This window comes from Ferruginibacter profundus, from assembly GCF_054783275.1.
Genome location: NZ_BAAGQW010000001.1, coordinates 1,272,569 through 1,292,049, shown reverse-complemented (window position 1 = coordinate 1,292,049; position 19,481 = coordinate 1,272,569). Strand labels below are relative to the sequence as shown.

Genomic DNA, 19,481 nt, shown 5'->3' with positions numbered 1-19,481 from the left:
GGCAAAAAAAAATGATTACTACTACCAGTTCAGTCCCGGTAGTAGTAATCATTTAAGTTATGGTATTATATTGCTGCTGCAACAGCTTTCGGGATCATTTTTGAAATGACCGTTTGCCATTCCCTGGCTTTGGTGTCCATCTCTGCCATAGCATAAATACTATCACTCTGGTTGCTGTAGAATAAAACAGTAACAGGGTCGCTGTTATTCCGTAAATGGAATACCAGCCTGATCTCTTTTACTATTTTTTCTTTATCTGCAGCAGTATCACCGTGGGTATAATATTCTTTATCAACTTTACATTGCGCTAATTCTTTTACAGTAATACAGGTGATATCATAATCATTGTCCAGTTCGGCAATCATCAGCACCTGCTGTAAACCATCAAAGCCAATGAATTTATTTTGAATGATCTCCTGGCGTGAAAAAGACAGGTTACGGTCAGCACCTGCAGTACTGAATTTGCGGAAGTTTGCATGTGCCTGTTTTTTTAAAGCTTTTTTGTGGCGTGCGATAAATATCCACGGCAGTATAATAGTAAAGGCAAGTATGAGCATTGCCATAAGTATGGTTGACATAATTAATTTTTTAGAAATAAATAAATAGCCGGCTATTGAATAAGCCGGGACGAAGGAGATAGTAATAGTATGTCAACTATCACCAGTGATAATGCTGTGGAAAGATCAGTTTGATCCTGAAAATTTTGGCATAGTTGCCGGAGGAATCTACCTGGCTGTTTTGAAAGCAGCCGGATATAATATAAGCTGTTGTATTTTTAGCCGCACTGCCGGTGAAAAAACCGGAAACTTCTTTAGCAATAGCATGATTGGCTGCAACGGGTGCAGTAACAGCAACCTGGTAATAATTATTTAAAGCGTCATCAGCAATGGCCTGCTCCGCAGCCCTGCATTCGGTGGATACAGGCGCTTGTTTTACAGGTACGTCAGATGCATGGCTTTGCAAACTGGCTGCAAGGCTGCATAGTGACAACAATAAAACAGATAAAAAACGCATCCTGCAAAAATAATCAGGAAGCTTGTTAAATAAAGCATATAATTAGTATACCTGCTTTCATTATGCAATGGTTGCTGTGCTGCAAAAATGATGTCTTTATTTTTGTGATATCTTCTACACAAACAGGATACAAAATACTTTTGGTGGAAAACCTCCTGGTCAATCAATTGCAAAATTTGTACTTTTACTTCAGCGAAAGCTACCTGCTATGTATTACCAACTGCAAAAAGATGAGGCCTTACTGGAAATGCTGGGCCGGTCAGACACCGGGGCATTTGATGAAATTTACCGCCGCTATTGGGTTGTAGTATTTCGTTATGCAGTGGGCAAGGTACACACCCCGCAAATTGCGGAGGACCTTTGCCAGGATGTTTTTGTATCATTATGGCAGCGAAGAAATGCTGTTTCCATTCAGCATTTGGAAGCCTACCTGGTGCAGGCCACAAAGTTTGGGGTATTAAATTATATCCGTGCTAAAATAAAAGATAAAAAATACCAGGACCTTACCGTGGCTTATCCCAATACCGATAATGAAACAGAGAATAACCTGTTTGTGCGTAATTTAATGGATGCATGGGAAAAAGCTGTAGCCGAACTGCCCGAAAAAACACAGGAGGTCTTTCGCCTGAGCAAAGTGGGTAATTACAGCAACAAAGAAATTGCACTGCAACTGCATTTAACCGAAAAGGCAGTGGAATATCACATTACCAAATCCTTCAAATTTCTCCGCATACAACTCAAAGATTTTTTGTTGTTCCTGCTCCTTTTTTTAGCCAGCTAAAAAATATATGTACCAGCCTTTAGGGGTGCAGGCACTTTGTGTTACTGCCTGTATATACCTATTGCTATATGAGTAAAACAGCGTTGTACAACCTGATGGGCAGGTACCTCAACAATACCTGCACCATCGAGGAAAGGCAGATGATCGATAACCTGCTCGAATTATCTGAGGATAATAATATTTTTGCATCCTACACCGAAAGCGACCTGAATGCTATCCACAGCAGGATATGGGAAAAAATACAGGCAAAAACTTTACTTACCGAACAATCATCAATACCGCCTGCAAGGCCTTTTTATAAAATGGCCATTGTTAAATGGGCGGTGGCGGCTTCTGTAATAGGGGCAATGTTGTTTTTTGCGCTCCGGTTCAATAGCAATAATAGTTTATCCGATCATGAAGATCTTACTGCTGCTATGCCTCAATCGGGCATGATCAACAAAACCAATACTACAGGTAAAGCCCTCAGTATATTATTGGAAGACAGCACAACCGTGGTAATTGAACCAGGTACAGTATTAAATTATCCCGAACATTTTGCTGCCGGTAAACGTGAAGTATACCTGGAAGGCAAAGCATTTTTTGAAGTATCCAAAAACGCAAAACGCCCGTTTTACATTTATCACAATAACCTGATCACCCATGTAATTGGTACCAGTTTTACCATCAATACCAAAAAGACCAATAAAGAAGTAGAAGTAGCGGTACTTACGGGAAGGGTAGAAGTATCGGAAAACCAGGCATTGCTGAAAAATCAAAAAAATAAAACGGAGAATGGTGTTGTATTAACCCCCAATCAAAAAGTTATTTATTCGGTTAATACCCGAATGTTTGTGGCTTCGCTGGTAGAAAAGCCCATGCCGCTGATCAACAAAAAACCGGAAAATTTCAATTTTGAAAATGAAGAAATGTCGAATGTATTAACTGCTATTTCAAAAGAATATGCCATTGATATTATTGCCGAAAATGAAAATATCAATAAGTGCACTTTTACCGGCAATATTGCCCGGCAGGACCTGTATTCAAAATTAGATTTTATCTGCAAAGCCATCAATGCATCTTACGAAATAAAAGGCACTACCATTTTAATAAAAGGTGCCGGCTGCGAATAGAAAATATTAAAACCGATTGTAAAACCAAATACTGCTGTATGATAAGATAAAAAACAACAACTCTTTTTCTTACAAAAAAAGCCGTCAATGTTCGAGCATTGACAGCTTTCAAATCCTTAAAAAAGGATTTATTGTAAGGTCCGCCACTATTAATTAACGAACTCAAACTTTGCTAAAGTATGAAAAAAAAACAAGCTGCTGCTTTAATTCTTAAGCTGATGAAATTAACGTTTGCCCAGATTGTACTTACTGCCATTTTTGCCTTTTCTTTATATGCTAAAGATGTAAAAGGCCAGGACTATTTAAACAAACCCGTTTCCATTAATGCCAGACAGGTGGAAATCAAAAAGATCATTGCCGAACTGGAAAGCCAGGCCAATGTAAAATTTGTATATAGCCCAAAGGCCATACAGGCCGGCAGAAAAATTTCCTGCTCCATCAACGCCAGAAAATTAGGTGAATTTTTAGAGGATATTTTTAAATCGCTTGACATTGGCTACAAAGCTGCCGACGACCAGATCATTTTATTTAAGGTATCCCGTGAAAAAGGATTGGTGGTTACTGCCGGTTTGGATAATACGGCTGCAGGTAATCTGAATGCATCAGATATTATTGTTTCCGGAACGGTAAGAGATGATAAAGGTGCTCCCATAGTTGGCGTTACGGTTACTGAAAAAGGAACCGGGAACCGTACTGTTACCAACGTAAAAGGCGATTTTAGAATTGTATTAAAAAATGAAAAACCGGTTTTGGTATTTAGTTCAGTAGGTTATGAAACTAACGAAGTAGCTGTTAATGCAAATAACAACGCTGTAGATGTAGTACTTAAATTAGCCAACAAAGGTTTGGATGAAGTGGTGGTGGTTGGTTACGGCAGCCAGAAAAAGGTAAACCTTAGTGGTGCAGTAGCACAGGTGGGTGGAAAAGACCTGGTGAATCGTCCGGTACCCAATGTAACCGGCGCGTTACAGGGTGTGCTGCCGGGTGTAACCGTATTGAGGGGCAGTGGCAAACCCGGTGCAGAAGGTTATGGCATCCGTGTTCGTGGTTTTACTTCTTCCAACTCTGCCAGTGCCTTGGTGTTGGTAGATGGAATTGAACAGGATATTAATTTACTGGACCCCAATGATGTGGAATCTATAACGGTATTAAAAGATGCTTCTGCTTCAGCTATCTATGGCGCAAGGGCAGCAGCTGGTGTTATACTGGTTACCACCAAACAGGGTGCCCCGGGAAAAACAAGAGTGAATTTTAATACCTATTACGGAATAAATATTACTGCAAGGCAACCGCAACGCCTTGATTCATGGGATGAACAAACATTAATTGACGAAGCCCGCTTTAATGCTACCGGTGCCAGGGAATTTAGTGCAGAACAGATTGAGTGGCTGCAGAATCCCAATTTTTCTTATCGTCCTAATCCTACATCCGACCGTTGGGAATATTACGGCAATAATAACTGGATAAAAGAAGGGATGGATAAAATTAACCACCAGCAAAATCATTCACTTTCAATTGGAGGCGGAGATCAGAAAGTGAATTACCTGGTATCAGGAAGTTTTTACCAGAGAGATGGTATATTACGGTTTGGGCCAGACGATAATAAAAGATACAATTTTAAACTGAACCTGAATGCAGAACTGAATAAATATGTAAGCCTGAAAGTTACGGCTGGCTATATCGGCTCATTCACCAGGGAAAATTCCTATGGTACCGACCAGATCATTAACAGGTTGTACCGCAGCCGCACCAGGCAATCATTGTACGTGCCTGCAGAAGATGTAACAGGCAATAAATACAATGGCGACCTGCAGGTAAATGCAGTAGATATTGAAAAGAATGCCGGCCTGGAAACAAGAGACTATGAAACCTTTACCAGCAAACTGAATTTCCAGGTGAAGAATGTAATAAAAGGACTTACGCTGGATGTAATAGGCTGGAGAAACCAGAATGCCTACAACATGGAGAACAATAGTAAAACATTGTACTGGTATGGCCGCAGCACTAACACGGTTCGCTTTAGTATCAATACACCTAATACCATGTCGCTGGTAAAAAATAAAGCCTACCAGAATAACCTGCAGGGATTTTTAACGTACAACTATAAAATAAAAGATCATGCCTTTACCATATTACAAGGCGGGTCGTATGAAGAATACCGGAAAGATGAAGTAACAGCTACGGGGCAGAGTATGATCAGCAATGATTTCTTTAGTTTGAATTTTGCAGATCCGCTTACTAAAACCAGTAAAGACCTGGTGCAGACCTGGGCATTGGCTTCAGCATTCGGCCGTTTGAATTATAGTTTTAAAGGAAGGTATTTATTGGAAGCTTCTTACAGGTATGATGGCAGCTCAAGACTGGCACCATCTAACCGCTGGCAGTTATTCCCTTCTTTTTCTGCTGCATGGAGAGTAAGCGAAGAAAATTTTATGAAGGACCTGTCTTTTATCAACAATTTAAAACTACGTCTTTCATGGGGACAATTGGGTAACAGTGCCGCAATTGGATTGTATGATTATATTCCTTTACTCACCAGTGGTTTAACTACCAATAATAATTTAGTGTTTAACGGAACACGTACACAATACTTTTACCAGAATGTACTTTCATCGCCGGATATTACCTGGGAAACCGTACAGCAATCCAATATAGGTATCGATTTAGGTGTGTTGAGAAACAGGCTGACCATAACAGCTGACTATTATGTAAAACGTAACAAGGATATGCTGGCTACTTTAAATGTGCCTAATATTATTGGTGTTGCCACCGGCTTTACCAATGTTGGTGAATTAAAGAGCTGGGGCAGTGAGTTGGATATTAAATGGAGAGACAGGATAAGAAAATTTGATTACCATATTGGTTTCAATATTTCTGATAACCAGAATAAACTGGTGCATTACGACGGAAAGAATTCTATCGGGGCAGGCGGTGTAATATCATTGATGGAAGGTTATGCAATGAATACTGTGTGGGGATATAAAACTGATGGCTTCTTTCAAACACAGGCCGAAGCAGATGCTTACAAAGCAAAAGTTTCTTATCCGTTTTTTGCTAATCCAAAAGCAGGTGATATGAAATACCTTGACCTTAATGGTGATGGTGTGATTAATTCAGGTGATGGTACGCCGCAGAATCCCGGTGACCTGGTTTACCTGGGCACCACTAATGCCAGGTATACTTACGGTTTCGACCTGGGTTTATCATGGAAAGGTTTTGATTTTTCTGTTTTCTTACAAGGGGCCATGCAAAGAAAATTCCTGATCAGCGAAGAAACATTGTCGCCAATGCTGGGTACTGCAGATATGCCGTGGACCATTCATATGGACAGGTGGACACCCGATAATCCCAATGCATTTTTTCCAAGGATGTATCAAACCAGTGCACACAATTACAAACCATCAGACCGCTGGGCACAAAATGGCAATTACCTGCGCCTGAAAAATATACAGATCGGTTACACGCTTCCTGTAAAAAAGAAATATGCAAGAGAAATTAAGTTGTATGTATCCGGGCAGGACCTGTGGGAAACAACAAAAGTGCTGAGTGTGTTTGATCCTGAGGTAGGTAATAATGTAAGCGCAACGGCTTATCCATTTTACCGCAGTGTTGCATTTGGTCTTAATATTTCACTTTAATCAACTTAGCAAAATGAAAAAGCTACAACAATTACCACTATATATACTTGCCATTGGTTTATTGATCAGTGGATGTAAAAAAATTGAACGTTTACCCGAAACAGAATTTACGGACGCTAATTTCTGGAATACGGAAACAGATCTGATGAATGCTGCTAACCGCCTGTACCAGCAATTACCCGGCGACTGGATCGACAACAGGGCAGATGATGCATTGAATACAACACCCAATGCTGTAAGTACGGGTAACAGGTCGGTACCCAACCAGAGCGGAGATTGGAATGACCGTTATGCTGAAATTTTTACTGCCAATAATATTTTAGAGAAGGGTGTAAAGGCACAGGTTACTGATGTTATCAAAAACCGCTATTTTGCCGAAGCCCGTTTTTTCAGGGCCTACTCTTATTTTAAATTATTGAAAATTTATGGTGATGTGCCCTTGTTGTTAAAAACATTGCAGATCACTTCTCCCGAACTAACGATGCCCCGTACACCAAGGGCCGACGTAGTAAAGGCGATTTATGATGACCTGGATTTTGCTGCATTATGGTTGCCCAAAAGAGCAGACCTTGCAGCTGCACAATGGGGAAGGGTTACTAAAAGCACCGCATGGGCTTTAAAAGCAAGGGTGGGATTGTACGAAGGAACAAGAGGCAAATTTCATGGCAACCTTGCCGACTGGCAAAGCCATTTGAATATTGCTGTTACTGCAGCCACCAATGTAATGGGAGAAGGGCATACTTTATTTCCCAATTACGGAGGTTTATTTATACAGGCAGGTGAAGGCCAGGCTAACACCGAGAACATTTTTGTTAAAATTTACGGCGTAAGCAATGCCAATCTTTTACTGGGGCATAATCAATCGAGGAATATGGAGAACGGGCAGTTAGCCCCAACCCGTAACCTGGTTCGTGAATATTTATACAGCGACGGACTTCCGGCATTTAATGTGGATGGTACCACAGCATCGGCTACACGCTCTCCTTTATTTGTTCCCGAAAATACCGAAACCAGTTACAACACAATTTTAGATAATAGAGATCCACGTGTTGGTTTCACTTATTTCAGGGCAGGTGAAGTAGCTTACCAGGGTCCATGGATACCTAAAACTTCATTGGGTATTAGAACAGCCATTGCGCCTAAAAAAATGTTCAACACCATTGACCAGACGATTACCAATGCCGCAACAGTAGACAGGATACTCATTCGTTATGCAGAAGTACTGCTTATTTATGCTGAGGCAAAATTTGAATTGAACGGTACTATCAGCGATGCAGACCTTAATCTTACTGTTAATGCATTAAGAACAAGAGTTGGTTTTGCACCGAAACTGACCAATGCATTTGTAACAGCCAATAACTTGAGCATGAGAGAAGAGATCAGGAGGGAAAGAACTGTGGAATTAGCTTTGGAAGGATTCCGCTATGATGACCTTATCAGGTGGAAAACTGCTGAAACGGTATTGCCACAAACCTTACTGGGCGCTAAGTTTATTGCGGCAGAATGGGTGGGTACTAATCAATCAAGTTTAAATCTTAACAGTGATAACGTATTGATAGTTGAACCTGCCAGCACAAGGTCATTTAAAGTGAACAGGGACTACCTGTATCCGATTCCCATCAATGAAATATCATTAAGTGGCGGTAACGTGGTACAGAATCCAAACTGGTAATAACTTTTAAAATATTAACAACATGAAATCATTACTATATATTTTTATTGTAACAGCAGGTATTATTACATTTACTGCCTGCGAAAAAAAAGATGTTCCTGCTGGTTTGCCCGAACTGGAACATCATTACTATGCGATATTTGTTCCTAATAACAATACCGGTGTTACTGTTACCAGGAACCAGGCCGCATTGCTGAAATTTCCGGTACAGTTTTATTCTACTTTTACCCGCAGTTATGATGCAGTGGCCAAATATGCAGTTACTACTGCAGGCATTACCACACCGGCTGTGCGTGGCACTGATTACAATATCGTTGATAAGAATGGGGCAGTGATACAATCGGCAGATACCACATACACTATTGTATTCCCTCAAGCCAGGCAGGCCATGGATACTATCTATATCAAGTTATTAAACAACACTGCTCCCGGTGTTAGAAAATTTGAAGTACAGATGCTGGATAATATCACCAGCCAGTTTGATGTGGATATATTTTCAACTGCTTTCAGAAGGCCCGTACAGATCAACTAAAATTATCACCTGATTAAAATTGCCTGAATATGTAAGCAACTACGTTGTAGTTTTTGTTGCCACGAATGATACTAATGCACAATAATATAAAATCTCATTCGTGTTAATTAGTGTCGTTCGTGGCAACTTTTATTCACGAAGTGAATGAAAAATACTCTGAATAGTCTTATAAATTATCAGCATGAAGAAAATAGGTATACAGGCAATCATTTTTTGCAGTTTGTTGCTGATTCAGGCAGCTGCGCCGGCACAAAAAACAATCCGGCTCATCAATAACTGGCAATACCTGCGGCAGGATGTGGGGAGTATCTATGAAGTGGTTCGTCCGGCAGAAAAAGGGGCACCGGAAACACTTCCTTTATGGGAATCTGTTAGTTTACCACATTGCGTAAATGCAACAGATGCTGTTGATCCGGATATCAATTATTACCAGGGCGCCGCCTGGTACCGTACGCAACTGGATATACAAAATCCTTACACTAATGGCAGAACATTATTACATTTTGAAGGTGCAGGACAAAAAACAAAAGTGTATGTATACGATCAGTTGGTAGGAGAGCATGTTGGTGGCTACGATGAATGGAGGGTGGATATAACTGATGCGATCTTGGCTTTTAAAAAAACAGCAATCTTTCAAAAACAATTCGGCAATAAAATTCCCGTTGCCATCCGTACAGATAATTCAAGGGATGTAGAAATGATTCCCTCCAATCTTTCTGATTTTAATTTGTATGGAGGAATTTACCGGTACCTTAACCTGGTGTATACACCTGCAGTATCGGTAGAAAAATTATTTGCATTGGCAGAAGTGGATAAAGAAGGGAAATATGCAACACTGCATGTCACAGCAGGATTGTACCATCCAGCTGTAGCAGATAACGCCATAATCAAAGTGGATTTAATTGATCCGGCAGGAAAAATAATACAACAGGCAGAAAAAAAGATCAGCGATTTGCAGGGAACAATTGACGTTTGTAATTTCAAAATAAGATCACCACAGCTATGGTCGGTTGAAAAACCAACACTGTATACGGTAACGCTTACTCTATCTTCTGCAGGAGGAACCTGTACGCAAACAGAACATATTGGCTTCAGGAATTTTGAATTTTTAAAGCAGGGACCATTCCTGCTAAATGGTAAACGTGTATTGTTACAAGGCACACACCGCCACGAAGATCATGCAGGTGTTGGCGCTGCAATGACGGAAGAAATGATGCGTACCGAAATGTTGCTGATGAAGGACATGGGTGTAAATTTCATTCGCCTGGGGCATTACCAGCAATCACGGATCATATTACAGCTTTGCGATAGCCTGGGCATTCTGGTTTGGGAAGAAATTCCCTGGTGCAGGGGCGGACTGGGCGGTGACGTATATAAAGCACAGGCGAAAAGAATGCTTACCAATATGATCGAGCAGCATTATAATCATCCTGCAATAATTGTATGGGGATTAGGAAATGAAAATGACTGGCCCGGCGATTTTCCGGAGTTTGACAAAGAAAAGATCAGGGCATTCATGACCGTACTCAATCAGCAGGCACATCAATTGGATAGCACAAGAAAAACTGCCATACGCCGTTGCGATTTTTGTAAAGATATTGTGGATGTATATTCTCCATCCATCTGGGCAGGATGGTACCGCGGCATTTATACAGATTACAAGGAGGTTTCAAAAACAGAGTTTGATAAAGTTGATCGTTTTCTGCATGTGGAGTGGGGTGGTGACAGCCATGCCGGCCGTCATTCTGAAAACCCGGATAATGCATTACGAAATATAAAAGGAGGAAGATCTGCTGATGAACGTGCAGGCGATGCTTCGTTGATCGGTGGCGCAGCAAGGGTTTCCAAAGATGGGGACTGGAGTGAATCCTATATCTGTAACTTAATGGACTGGCATTTGAAAGAACAGGAAACAATGCCATGGTTATCGGGCACAGCCCAATGGGCTTTTAAAGATTTTTCTACACCGATACGTCCGGATAATCCTGTGCCTTATGTAAACCAGAAAGGAGTGGTAACAAGAGATGGTACACCAAAAGAAGCCTTCTATGTTTTTCAATCTTACTGGGCAGCAAAGCCAATGGCGCATATTTACGGACACACATGGCCGGTACGTTGGGGTAATGTAGGTGAAGAGAAAATGATAAAAGTATATTCCAATTGTGATGAAGCAGAATTATTTGTAAATGGAAAAAGTGTTGGTATAAAAAAACGTAACAGCCAGGATTTTCCTGCTGCCGGTTTGCGTTGGCCGGTAGTATTACTTAAAGGGATGAACCAGGTAAAAGTAATTGCTAAAAAAGGGAAGATGGTTGTGGAAGATGCAATCAGCTTTCAATACCAGACAGAAAAATGGGATAAGCCTGCAAAGCTGGTGTTGGAAAAATTAAGTGAAGCGAATGGCATCGCTGTATTGCAGGTAAAACTATTTGATAATAAAAATGTGCAATGCCTTGATGCAGCAAATTGGGTTCGTTTTAATTTAACAGGAGATGGTAAATTGATTGATAATATGGGCACACCGGATGCTGCAAGATATGTACAGCTGTATAATGGCAGGGCTTTGATTAAAATACAAACAGCCGGAGGGAAAAATGTAGTAAGCGTACAATCCGCCGGGTTACCAACAGCCTTTATTAATTGCAACGAATAAATAAAAAAGAATTGAGATTAAACATCACCATAAAATTTTTATTGCTTGTTATTTGTTGTGGATTTTGCAGCAGCTTAAATGCACAAAAAATAAATGGCCATACTGGTGTAAAGGCGCAAGTGATAAAAACGCTGCAACAGCAAATTGCAAAAGATGCAGAATGGGCATTAACACAAATACCTGTTACAGTAACCGCAAACATTGCAGCAAGAAGTAAAGGCGGCAAACACGATTTTTATTCTGAAGGTGATTACTGGTGGCCTGATCCTGCAAATGCTGACAGCCCTTATATACAAAGGGATGGTATGACCAATCCTGGCAATTTTACCGCACACCGGCAGGCAATGATACGCTTCAGCAAGATCGTGGGTGCATTGGCAGCGGCTTATACAATTACGGGTAATCAAAAATATGCCTGCCATGCCATTAAACATTGCAAAGCATGGTTTACTGATACCGCAACTTTTATGCATCCCTCGCTTCTATATGCACAGGCTATAAACGGCCGTGCCACGGGCCGTGGTATTGGCATTATTGATGCTATTCAATTGATAGAAGTGGCACAGGGTTTACAGGTAATGCAGCATTCAGGATGTATTGACAATACAACATGGAAGGGTATTCAAAACTGGTTTTCGCAATACCTGCAATGGGTTACCACACATCAATATGGTAAAGATGAAATGGCTGCATTAAATAATCATGGCACTTGCTGGGTAATGCAGGTGGCGGTATTTGCCAGGTTCACGGGCAACGATTCGTTGATGAATTTTTGCAAAGCAAGATTTAAAAATACATTACTTCCACAGCAATTGGCTGATGACGGAAGTTTTCCTTTGGAATTAAAAAGAACCAAGCCTTACGGTTATTCTGTTTTTAATTTAGATGCCATGGCTACTATTTGCCAGGTACTGTCAACAGCAAAGGATGATTTATGGACCTACAAAACATCTGCAGGCAAGTCAATTGAAAATGCAGTGGACTTTTTATATCCATTTATAAAAGACAAGAACAAATGGCCTTATAAAAAGGATGTGATGTATTGGGATAACTGGCCCGTGGCACAACCATTTTTAATTTTTGCAGCACAGCGGTTTTCAAACAATTACTGGTTACAAACCTGGAAGGCATTGGATCATGCACCAACTGAAAATGAAGTGATCAGGAATCTCCCGGTGAGAAACCCATTGATCTGGCTTAAATAAAACTGAAGTAAAATACTTATGATAGTACGATCGGTAACAACATTTTTATTGGTAATAACAACACTGGTTACCAATGCGCAAAAAATAAATGTTTCAAAAGTAATTGCGGCGGCGGAACAACAAACAACAGTAATGCTGCAGAATATTCCATTGGCTAAAGATGGAAAAACAGACCTGGTGTCACCACGTACTATTGAAAACGGAAAATTAAAATTGGTACCATCTAAAGATTGGACAAGCGGTTTTTTTGCAGGCCAGCTCTGGTACCTGTATGAACTTACCGGTAATAAAAAATGGAAAGACAAAGCAGATAGTTTTACATTGCTGCTGGAGAAAGAACAATTTAATGGCGGTACCCATGATATGGGTTTTAAAATGTACAATAGCTATGGTATTGGCTATCGCCTTACTAAAAATGCACACTATAAAGCAGTCATCATTCAGTCTGCTACAACATTAGCCACAAGGTTCAATAAAAAAACGGGCACTATACGTTCATGGGATCATCATGCAGAGGTATGGGATTATCCGGTTATTATTGATAACATGATGAACCTGGAATTATTATTTGCGGCTACACATTTAACCGGCGATTCACGCTTCTATAATATTGCAGTCAGTCATGCCAATGCTACTTTAAAAAATCATTTCAGAAAAGATTTTAGTTCTTATCACGTGGTTGATTACGATACCATAACCGGCAAAGCTAAAAAGAAAATGACCCACCAGGGTTTTGCAGATGAATCAGCCTGGGCAAGGGGACAAGGCTGGGCATTGTATGGCTTTACCATGTGTTACCGGGAAACAAAGGACAAAAAATATTTACAACAGGCTGATAGTATTGCCGCTTTTATTTTGCAGCATCCACATTTACCTGCCGATGCTGTGCCGTACTGGGATTTTAATGATACTGCAATTCCCGATGTGGCGAGGGATGCATCAGCAGCTGCTGTTATTGCATCGGCTTTGTACGAGTTAAGCAGGTATAGCAAACAAAGTAAAGTATATAGAATTGCAGCGGATAAAATTGTACGATCACTCACCAATAATTATCGTTCTGCTATGGGTGAAAATTTTGGTTTTATTTTATTGCACAGCACAGGCAATAAGCCGGCAAAAAGCGAAATTGATGTACCGATTAACTACGCCGATTACTATTATTTAGAAGCGTTATTACGATCAAAAAAAGTAAAATAATTTTTAAACAGAATTACATCATGCGTATCCGCAAGTACAGAATTTTATTGGTCATTGTCTTGTCCTTTTGCTTAACAACATTGTTTGCGCAGCAAAACTGGCAATCGGCATTAGTGAAATTGCAAGCTGATGGAAAGCTGCAATATATTGCCGATGCAAAGGGAAATGTCATCCCCGATTTCAGCAGGGTAGGTTATTACAGGGGAGATGTTGCCATACCGCATATTGCTGTGGTAAAAACAATTGCTCCTGCAGGCAATAATGACGCTGCAGTAATTCAGCATGCCATTGATGAACTGACTAATACAAAGCCTGGTAAAGATGGTTTCAGAGGGGCTATATTATTAACCAAAGGCATTTATAAAATACAGGGCACACTAAAAGTAAATGCATCGGGAATTATTTTACGGGGAGAAGGTGATGCCACAAAACTTATTGCAACAGGCAATGAAAAACATAGCCTTATTGCAGTATCCGGCACCGGTAGTATTAAAGAAGTAACGGGTACAAGAAAAAAGATTGTTGATGCATACGTGCCCGCAGGCACAAAATCATTTACTGTAACCAATACAGAAGGATTGCAGGAAGGGGATAATATTATTGTACTGAGGCCGGGAACTGATAAATGGATCACCGATCTTAAAATGGATAAGATAGAACCCAAATCTGATACCAGACAGTGGACGGCTGCAGAATATGACCTTAAGTTTGAAAGGATCATCACTAAGATCTCGGGCAATACGATTACTATCGACAATCCTGTTGTAATGTCAATGGAAACACAATATGGAGGCGGTGAAATATTCAAATATAATTTTGATGGCAGGATATCCGGATGCGGAATAGAAAATCTGTACCTGGAATCTGAATTTGAAACTGATACTGCTGAAAACCACGGCTGGGATGCAATAAGTTTCAATAGTATTGAAAACGGATGGATCACCAATGTTACGTCAAAATATTTTGGTTACTCCTGTGTTAACCTGGGCAATCAAAGTAAATGGATCACTGTTGATCATTGCAAATGCCTGGATGCAAAATCACAAATAACCGGTGGCCGCCGCTATTCTTTTAACAATGACGGGCAAATGAATTTATTCATGAATTGTTTTGCCAGCGAAGGAAGGCATGACTATGTTACCGGTGCAAAAGTTGCAGGTCCCAATGTTTTTTATAATTGTACTGCACAACATACACATGCCGATATCGGGCCTCATCATCGCTGGGCAATGGGTACTTTGTATGATAATATTGTTACAGATGGCGAAATAAATGCACAGGACAGGGGCAACTGGGGCACGGGCCATGGATGGTCCGGCGTTACACAGGTTTTCTGGCATTGTACTGCGGCAAAAGCTGCCATACAGGACCCATGGGTATCAGGAAAAAATTATGTGATCGGTTTACAAGCCATACCCTACGAAGGAAGATTTAAAGGCAGGCCTATGACAGTGTGGGAAGGCCAGGGCAAAACAGGGTTGCAACCGGCTTCTTTATTTATGGCGCAATTGAATGAACGGTTACTGAAAAAATAAACGGGTCTTATACCACTAAAATTGTTTTTGCAACGGGCTTTTGAAGAAATTCAAAACCCGTTTTTTTTTTAGCTATTTTGTCAATTGCTGACCAGGTGCAGATGGATGGTCTTAACAAGTACTGTAATTTAATATGCTTACCTTACCAAAGTTTCCACATGCAGGATTTGCCTGTTAACAATGAAATAAATTTGTATTTTTTAATCAACAGTTACGCTAATGAAGAAAAGTCTCCGGTTTTTTTGCGGCTTTCTTTTTCTGATATTATTTGGGCAGAAAGTTATTGCCGAGCCTGATGATCCTTTTTTTGTACAGCACTACGATAACAGGAATGGCCTTTCCAACAGCTCTATCAATTACATTTTTAAAGATGCCAGTAATTTATTGTGGATAGCCACCTGGGATGGCCTGAATATGTATGATGGCAGCGTTTTTCATGTATTTAACTACAGTAAGGAAAATGATTTTAAAAGTATTGGCAGCAATGTTATTCAGCAGGTAACAGAAGATAAACAAGGCAATATCTGGATCACTACAATTGAAGGCATATCGAGATACGAAAAACAAACAGGTAAATTTTATAATTATTTTTATAATCAATATCAACGCAGCAAAGTAAGCGAACAGGAGTATGCATTGGCTGTAGATACAGCGGGCAGGGTGTATTGCCTCAATCAAAAAACCGGGCTTAGTTTATATGATAAAGCAGCGGATACATTCAGGGCCTGCAATCTGCCTAAACAAAATTATGCTATTACTAAATTTTCTTTTGATGAGGCCAACCGGTTATGGTTATTAACTTCAAAAGGAGAGCTGGAAGTTTATGCCGGGAATGCCGGGCATTTTACAAAACTGAAAACTTTTCATGATGAAAAATTTATTAATAATTATTTCATCGTAAACCGCCATTTTTTTTTCAGCAATGGTGCCGATCAGCTATTTTCTGTTAACAATACATTACAGCAGCAACAGGTGATGCAGATGAAGCATACACTTACGGCTATTACTTTTTATAAAGGGCATTATATGCTGGCCTGGTCTTCCAAAGGCTATGATGTGTATGATGCTGTTTTTCAACCTTCCGCTTTTCTCAGGGAAGAAACAGCGCAAATGCAGGATATCAGGATCACTTCCTGGGCATCGGGCAGCGAGGATATTTTATGGTATGGCACCGATGGAAACGGGATTATAAAAATTTATCCCAAAACAAAATCCTTTGGTACGGTTACTACTTCGGATAATGGGATGCCTTACAACAAGTCTGTAAGAACATTTTGCGAAGCTAATGGCGATCTGTGGGTAGGTACAAAGGGAAGTGGTATAAGTTGTTTTCAGCATTTTTGGTCTGATACAATTGTTTCCTATAATAAAAAATATTTTTCGGCTCCTGCCGAGCTGGATAACAATGCGGTATATGTTTTAAAAAAAGGTGCAGATGAACTGGTTTATATTGGTACCGACGGAAAAGGGATCGGTGTATACGATCTGCAAACCAGGCAGTTTAATAAATGGGCTGCCATCGCCGGGCATGATGCTTATCCAGAGTTTGGATCAGTGTATGCTATTAAACAGGATGCTGATAATTCATTATGGCTGGGTACCAGCGGTTATGGTTTGATACACTTGAAAATTAACAGGGATAAAGCAGGAAAATTGTCACTCGCTTTCCTGGAAAGGTTTACCTACAACAATAATAATTCCGGCCCGGCCAATGATATCATTTATTCTATTGTTGACGGGGATAAAAATCATTTATGGATCGGTTGCCGTTACGGAGGCTTAAGTCTTTTGGATAAAACCACTTTAGCATTTAAAACTTTTAAGGCCTTCACCTATGAAGGAAGCCTTTCCAACAACGATGTATTGTCATTATATAAAGACAGCCGTAACAGGATATGGATCGGCACCAGTTACGGACTCAACTGGATCAACAATGCAGCTGCATTACAGGAAGAACCACGCTTTCAAAAACTAACCACTGCCAACGGCTTGCCCAACAATACCATTCATGCCATTGAAGAAGATAGCACAGGGCAAATTTGGGTAAGTACTAATAAAGGACTGGCCAAAGTGAACCAGGCCGATCAGAAAGTTTCTTATTACCAGCAACTGGATGGTTTGCAAAGCAACGAGTTTTGCGACGGCGCCGTATGGAAAGATAATGCCGGAAATATTTTTTTTGGCGGCACCTATGGCTTCAATCATTTTTTACCCCAGCACATACGTAAATCCTTATGGCAGCCCAACCTGCTGGTATCAGGCATTTCAATGGGCGGAAAAACAGTAAGTGAAAATGGTTTTACAGTATTGGATTCCGCCATTGGTAAACCACTTGCTTTTGTTATCAACAGGCGGGATAATTTTTTTGAGCTGGATTTAAAGGCGGTTAGTTTTTTAAACGCAGAAAAATGTGAATATGCCTATTACCTGGAAGGATATGATAAAGTGTGGCACTACGCCGGCACCAACGGAAAGATTGTATACAGTAATGTACCGCCGGGCAATTATGCATTAAAGATAAAATGGAGTAACGGAGAAGGTTTGTGGGCCAGAGAATTAGCCCTGATGACCCTGGATGTGAAACAATATTTCTGGCTTACTCCCTATGCTTATTTAGGGTATGCTTTACTGGTATCTGTATTCATCTTTATATTTTACCGGTACCGTAAAAATAAACTGGAGATAAAACACCAGTTGGCAGTAGAGCATGTACTGCGTGAAAAAGAAGAAGAGATACACCAGAACCGGCTGGGTTTTTTTACCAATATCGCTCATGAACTGCAAACTCCTTTAACCCTTATCATGGGAAGTGCCGAACGGTTTTTACATACTTCTGCAACAGATAAAGACCAGAAGGATAAACCTTATTTTTTATCGCTGATACACCAGCAGGCATCAAGGCTTACATACCTGGTTCACCAGCTGCTCGAATTCAGAAAAGTGGAAGCAGGATTTTTTAAGAACCAGTTTAGTTATTTGAATATATCAGAATTGCTGCTTAACCTGGCCGAACCGTTTATTCCGTTAAGTGAACAAAATAAAATGGAGTATGAAATTAATATTGCACCGGCAATGATGGGATGGGTGGATAAAGATAAAATTGAAAAGATCATTTTTAATCTTTTATCCAATGCTTTTAAACATTCAGGAAAAAATGAGCAGGTGATTTTTTCTGCTGCTGAAAATACGCATAACCGTCAATTGGAAATAACGGTAATCAATTCCGGTGTGGATTTACCGGCAGGAGAACTGGATCAGTTATTCGAAAAATTTTATGTGGTTAGTGCCAATACAGCGGATAGTGGAAAATTCGGGACAGGTATTGGCCTGGCCTTTACACGGCAACTGGTTACGCTGCTGAATGGCAGTATCAGTGCCAGCAGCGAAAATGAACGGATCATATTTAAAGTATGCCTACCACTGATAAAAGAAACGGCTGAGGCAACAGAGCATAAGCATGTGATCAGCGATCAGCCTTCTTACTTATACCGTACCATTACTGCTTATGCACAACCGGTTCATCCTGTATCAACTGTTGAAATTAATAAACAGGCCATCATCGAAAACCTGCAGGATACCAGGCGAAAAAATATTCTTGTAGTAGAAGATGAACCAGGTATCCGTTTTTTACTGAATGATATTTTAAAGGACGATTACATTATATATGAAGCTGCGGATGGAAGAAATGCACTGGAGCTTTTAGAAAAAATAATTCCCGACCTGGTTATTTGTGATGTGATGATGCCCAACATGAGCGGACTGGAACTGTGTAATAAAATGAAAAATACACCGGCCACCTGCCATGTTCCTTTTATTATTTTATCATCAAGGGGTAGCGAAGAGCATCATATGGAAGGATACGAAGTAGGAGCAGACGCTTATATTGCAAAGCCTTTTCATACGGCGCATTTAAAATTACGTATCCGCAAATTGCTTGAAAACAGGCAGAAATTACTGGACCTGTTTAATAATGATAAAACCAATGAACTGCTAACAGAAACGGACCTGCCTGCAGGGGATAAAGAATTTTTGCTGAAACTGGTGCAGGTTATTGAAGAGCACCTGGGCGAACCCGAACTGAATGCGGTATTCCTGGAAAAAAACTTCAGCATGAGTAAAATGCAGCTGTACCGTAAATAAAA

Annotated in this window: 12 protein-coding genes; 10 read left to right on the top strand and 2 right to left on the bottom strand. The window is 40.3% G+C overall.

The genetic code is table 11. The features are described from left to right. Positions 1-65: 65 nt before the first annotated feature. Entirely contained in the window at positions 66-578 is a 513-nt protein-coding gene (locus ACYVM0_RS05440) for a hypothetical protein (RefSeq protein ID WP_460553652.1), read from the bottom strand. A 79-nt stretch (positions 579-657) separates the two neighbouring features. After that, positions 658-1,014, bottom strand: coding sequence for a hypothetical protein (locus ACYVM0_RS05435; protein ID WP_460553649.1), 357 nt, complete (start codon positions 1,012-1,014; stop codon positions 658-660). Positions 1,015-1,222: 208 nt separating this feature from the next. Here ACYVM0_RS05435 and ACYVM0_RS05430 point away from each other — a divergent pair, with 208 nt between their 5' ends. From ACYVM0_RS05430 to ACYVM0_RS05385, 10 genes are all read left to right on the top strand, one after another. Beyond that, a complete protein-coding gene (locus tag ACYVM0_RS05430) occupies positions 1,223-1,795 on the top strand; it encodes a sigma-70 family RNA polymerase sigma factor (protein WP_460553646.1) in 573 nt (190 codons plus the stop codon). 68 nt (positions 1,796-1,863) lie between these two features. Further along, positions 1,864-2,907: a FecR family protein gene (locus tag ACYVM0_RS05425; protein WP_460553643.1), complete on the top strand. Its 1,044-nt coding sequence runs from the start codon at positions 1,864-1,866 to the stop codon at positions 2,905-2,907. A 179-nt stretch (positions 2,908-3,086) separates the two neighbouring features. Beyond that, positions 3,087-6,545 carry a SusC/RagA family TonB-linked outer membrane protein gene (locus tag ACYVM0_RS05420; protein ID WP_460553640.1) on the top strand — a complete coding sequence of 1,153 codons (3,459 nt, stop codon included), beginning with the start codon at positions 3,087-3,089 and terminating at the stop codon, positions 6,543-6,545. A 13-nt stretch (positions 6,546-6,558) separates the two neighbouring features. Then, positions 6,559-8,217, top strand: coding sequence for a RagB/SusD family nutrient uptake outer membrane protein (locus tag ACYVM0_RS05415; protein ID WP_460553637.1), 1,659 nt, complete (start codon positions 6,559-6,561; stop codon positions 8,215-8,217). Positions 8,218-8,239: 22 nt separating this feature from the next. Beyond that, positions 8,240-8,749, top strand: coding sequence for a hypothetical protein (locus tag ACYVM0_RS05410; protein WP_460553634.1), 510 nt, complete (start codon positions 8,240-8,242; stop codon positions 8,747-8,749). A gap of 181 nt (positions 8,750-8,930) precedes the next feature. Then, positions 8,931-11,402: a glycoside hydrolase family 2 TIM barrel-domain containing protein gene (locus ACYVM0_RS05405; protein WP_460553631.1), complete on the top strand. Its 2,472-nt coding sequence runs from the start codon at positions 8,931-8,933 to the stop codon at positions 11,400-11,402. Between the two features lie 11 nt (positions 11,403-11,413). Continuing rightward, a complete protein-coding gene (locus ACYVM0_RS05400) occupies positions 11,414-12,607 on the top strand; it encodes an alginate lyase family protein (RefSeq protein ID WP_460553628.1) in 1,194 nt (397 codons plus the stop codon). An 18-nt stretch (positions 12,608-12,625) separates the two neighbouring features. Then, on the top strand, positions 12,626-13,804 hold the full coding sequence (locus tag ACYVM0_RS05395) for a glycoside hydrolase family protein (RefSeq protein WP_460553625.1): 1,179 nt from the start codon (positions 12,626-12,628) through the stop codon (positions 13,802-13,804). A 113-nt stretch (positions 13,805-13,917) separates the two neighbouring features. Beyond that, positions 13,918-15,339, top strand: coding sequence for a hypothetical protein (locus tag ACYVM0_RS05390; protein WP_460553622.1), 1,422 nt, complete (start codon positions 13,918-13,920; stop codon positions 15,337-15,339). A 219-nt stretch (positions 15,340-15,558) separates the two neighbouring features. Continuing rightward, a complete protein-coding gene (locus ACYVM0_RS05385; RefSeq protein ID WP_460553619.1) occupies positions 15,559-19,479 on the top strand; it encodes a hybrid sensor histidine kinase/response regulator in 3,921 nt (1,306 codons plus the stop codon). Positions 19,480-19,481 lie beyond the last annotated feature (2 nt).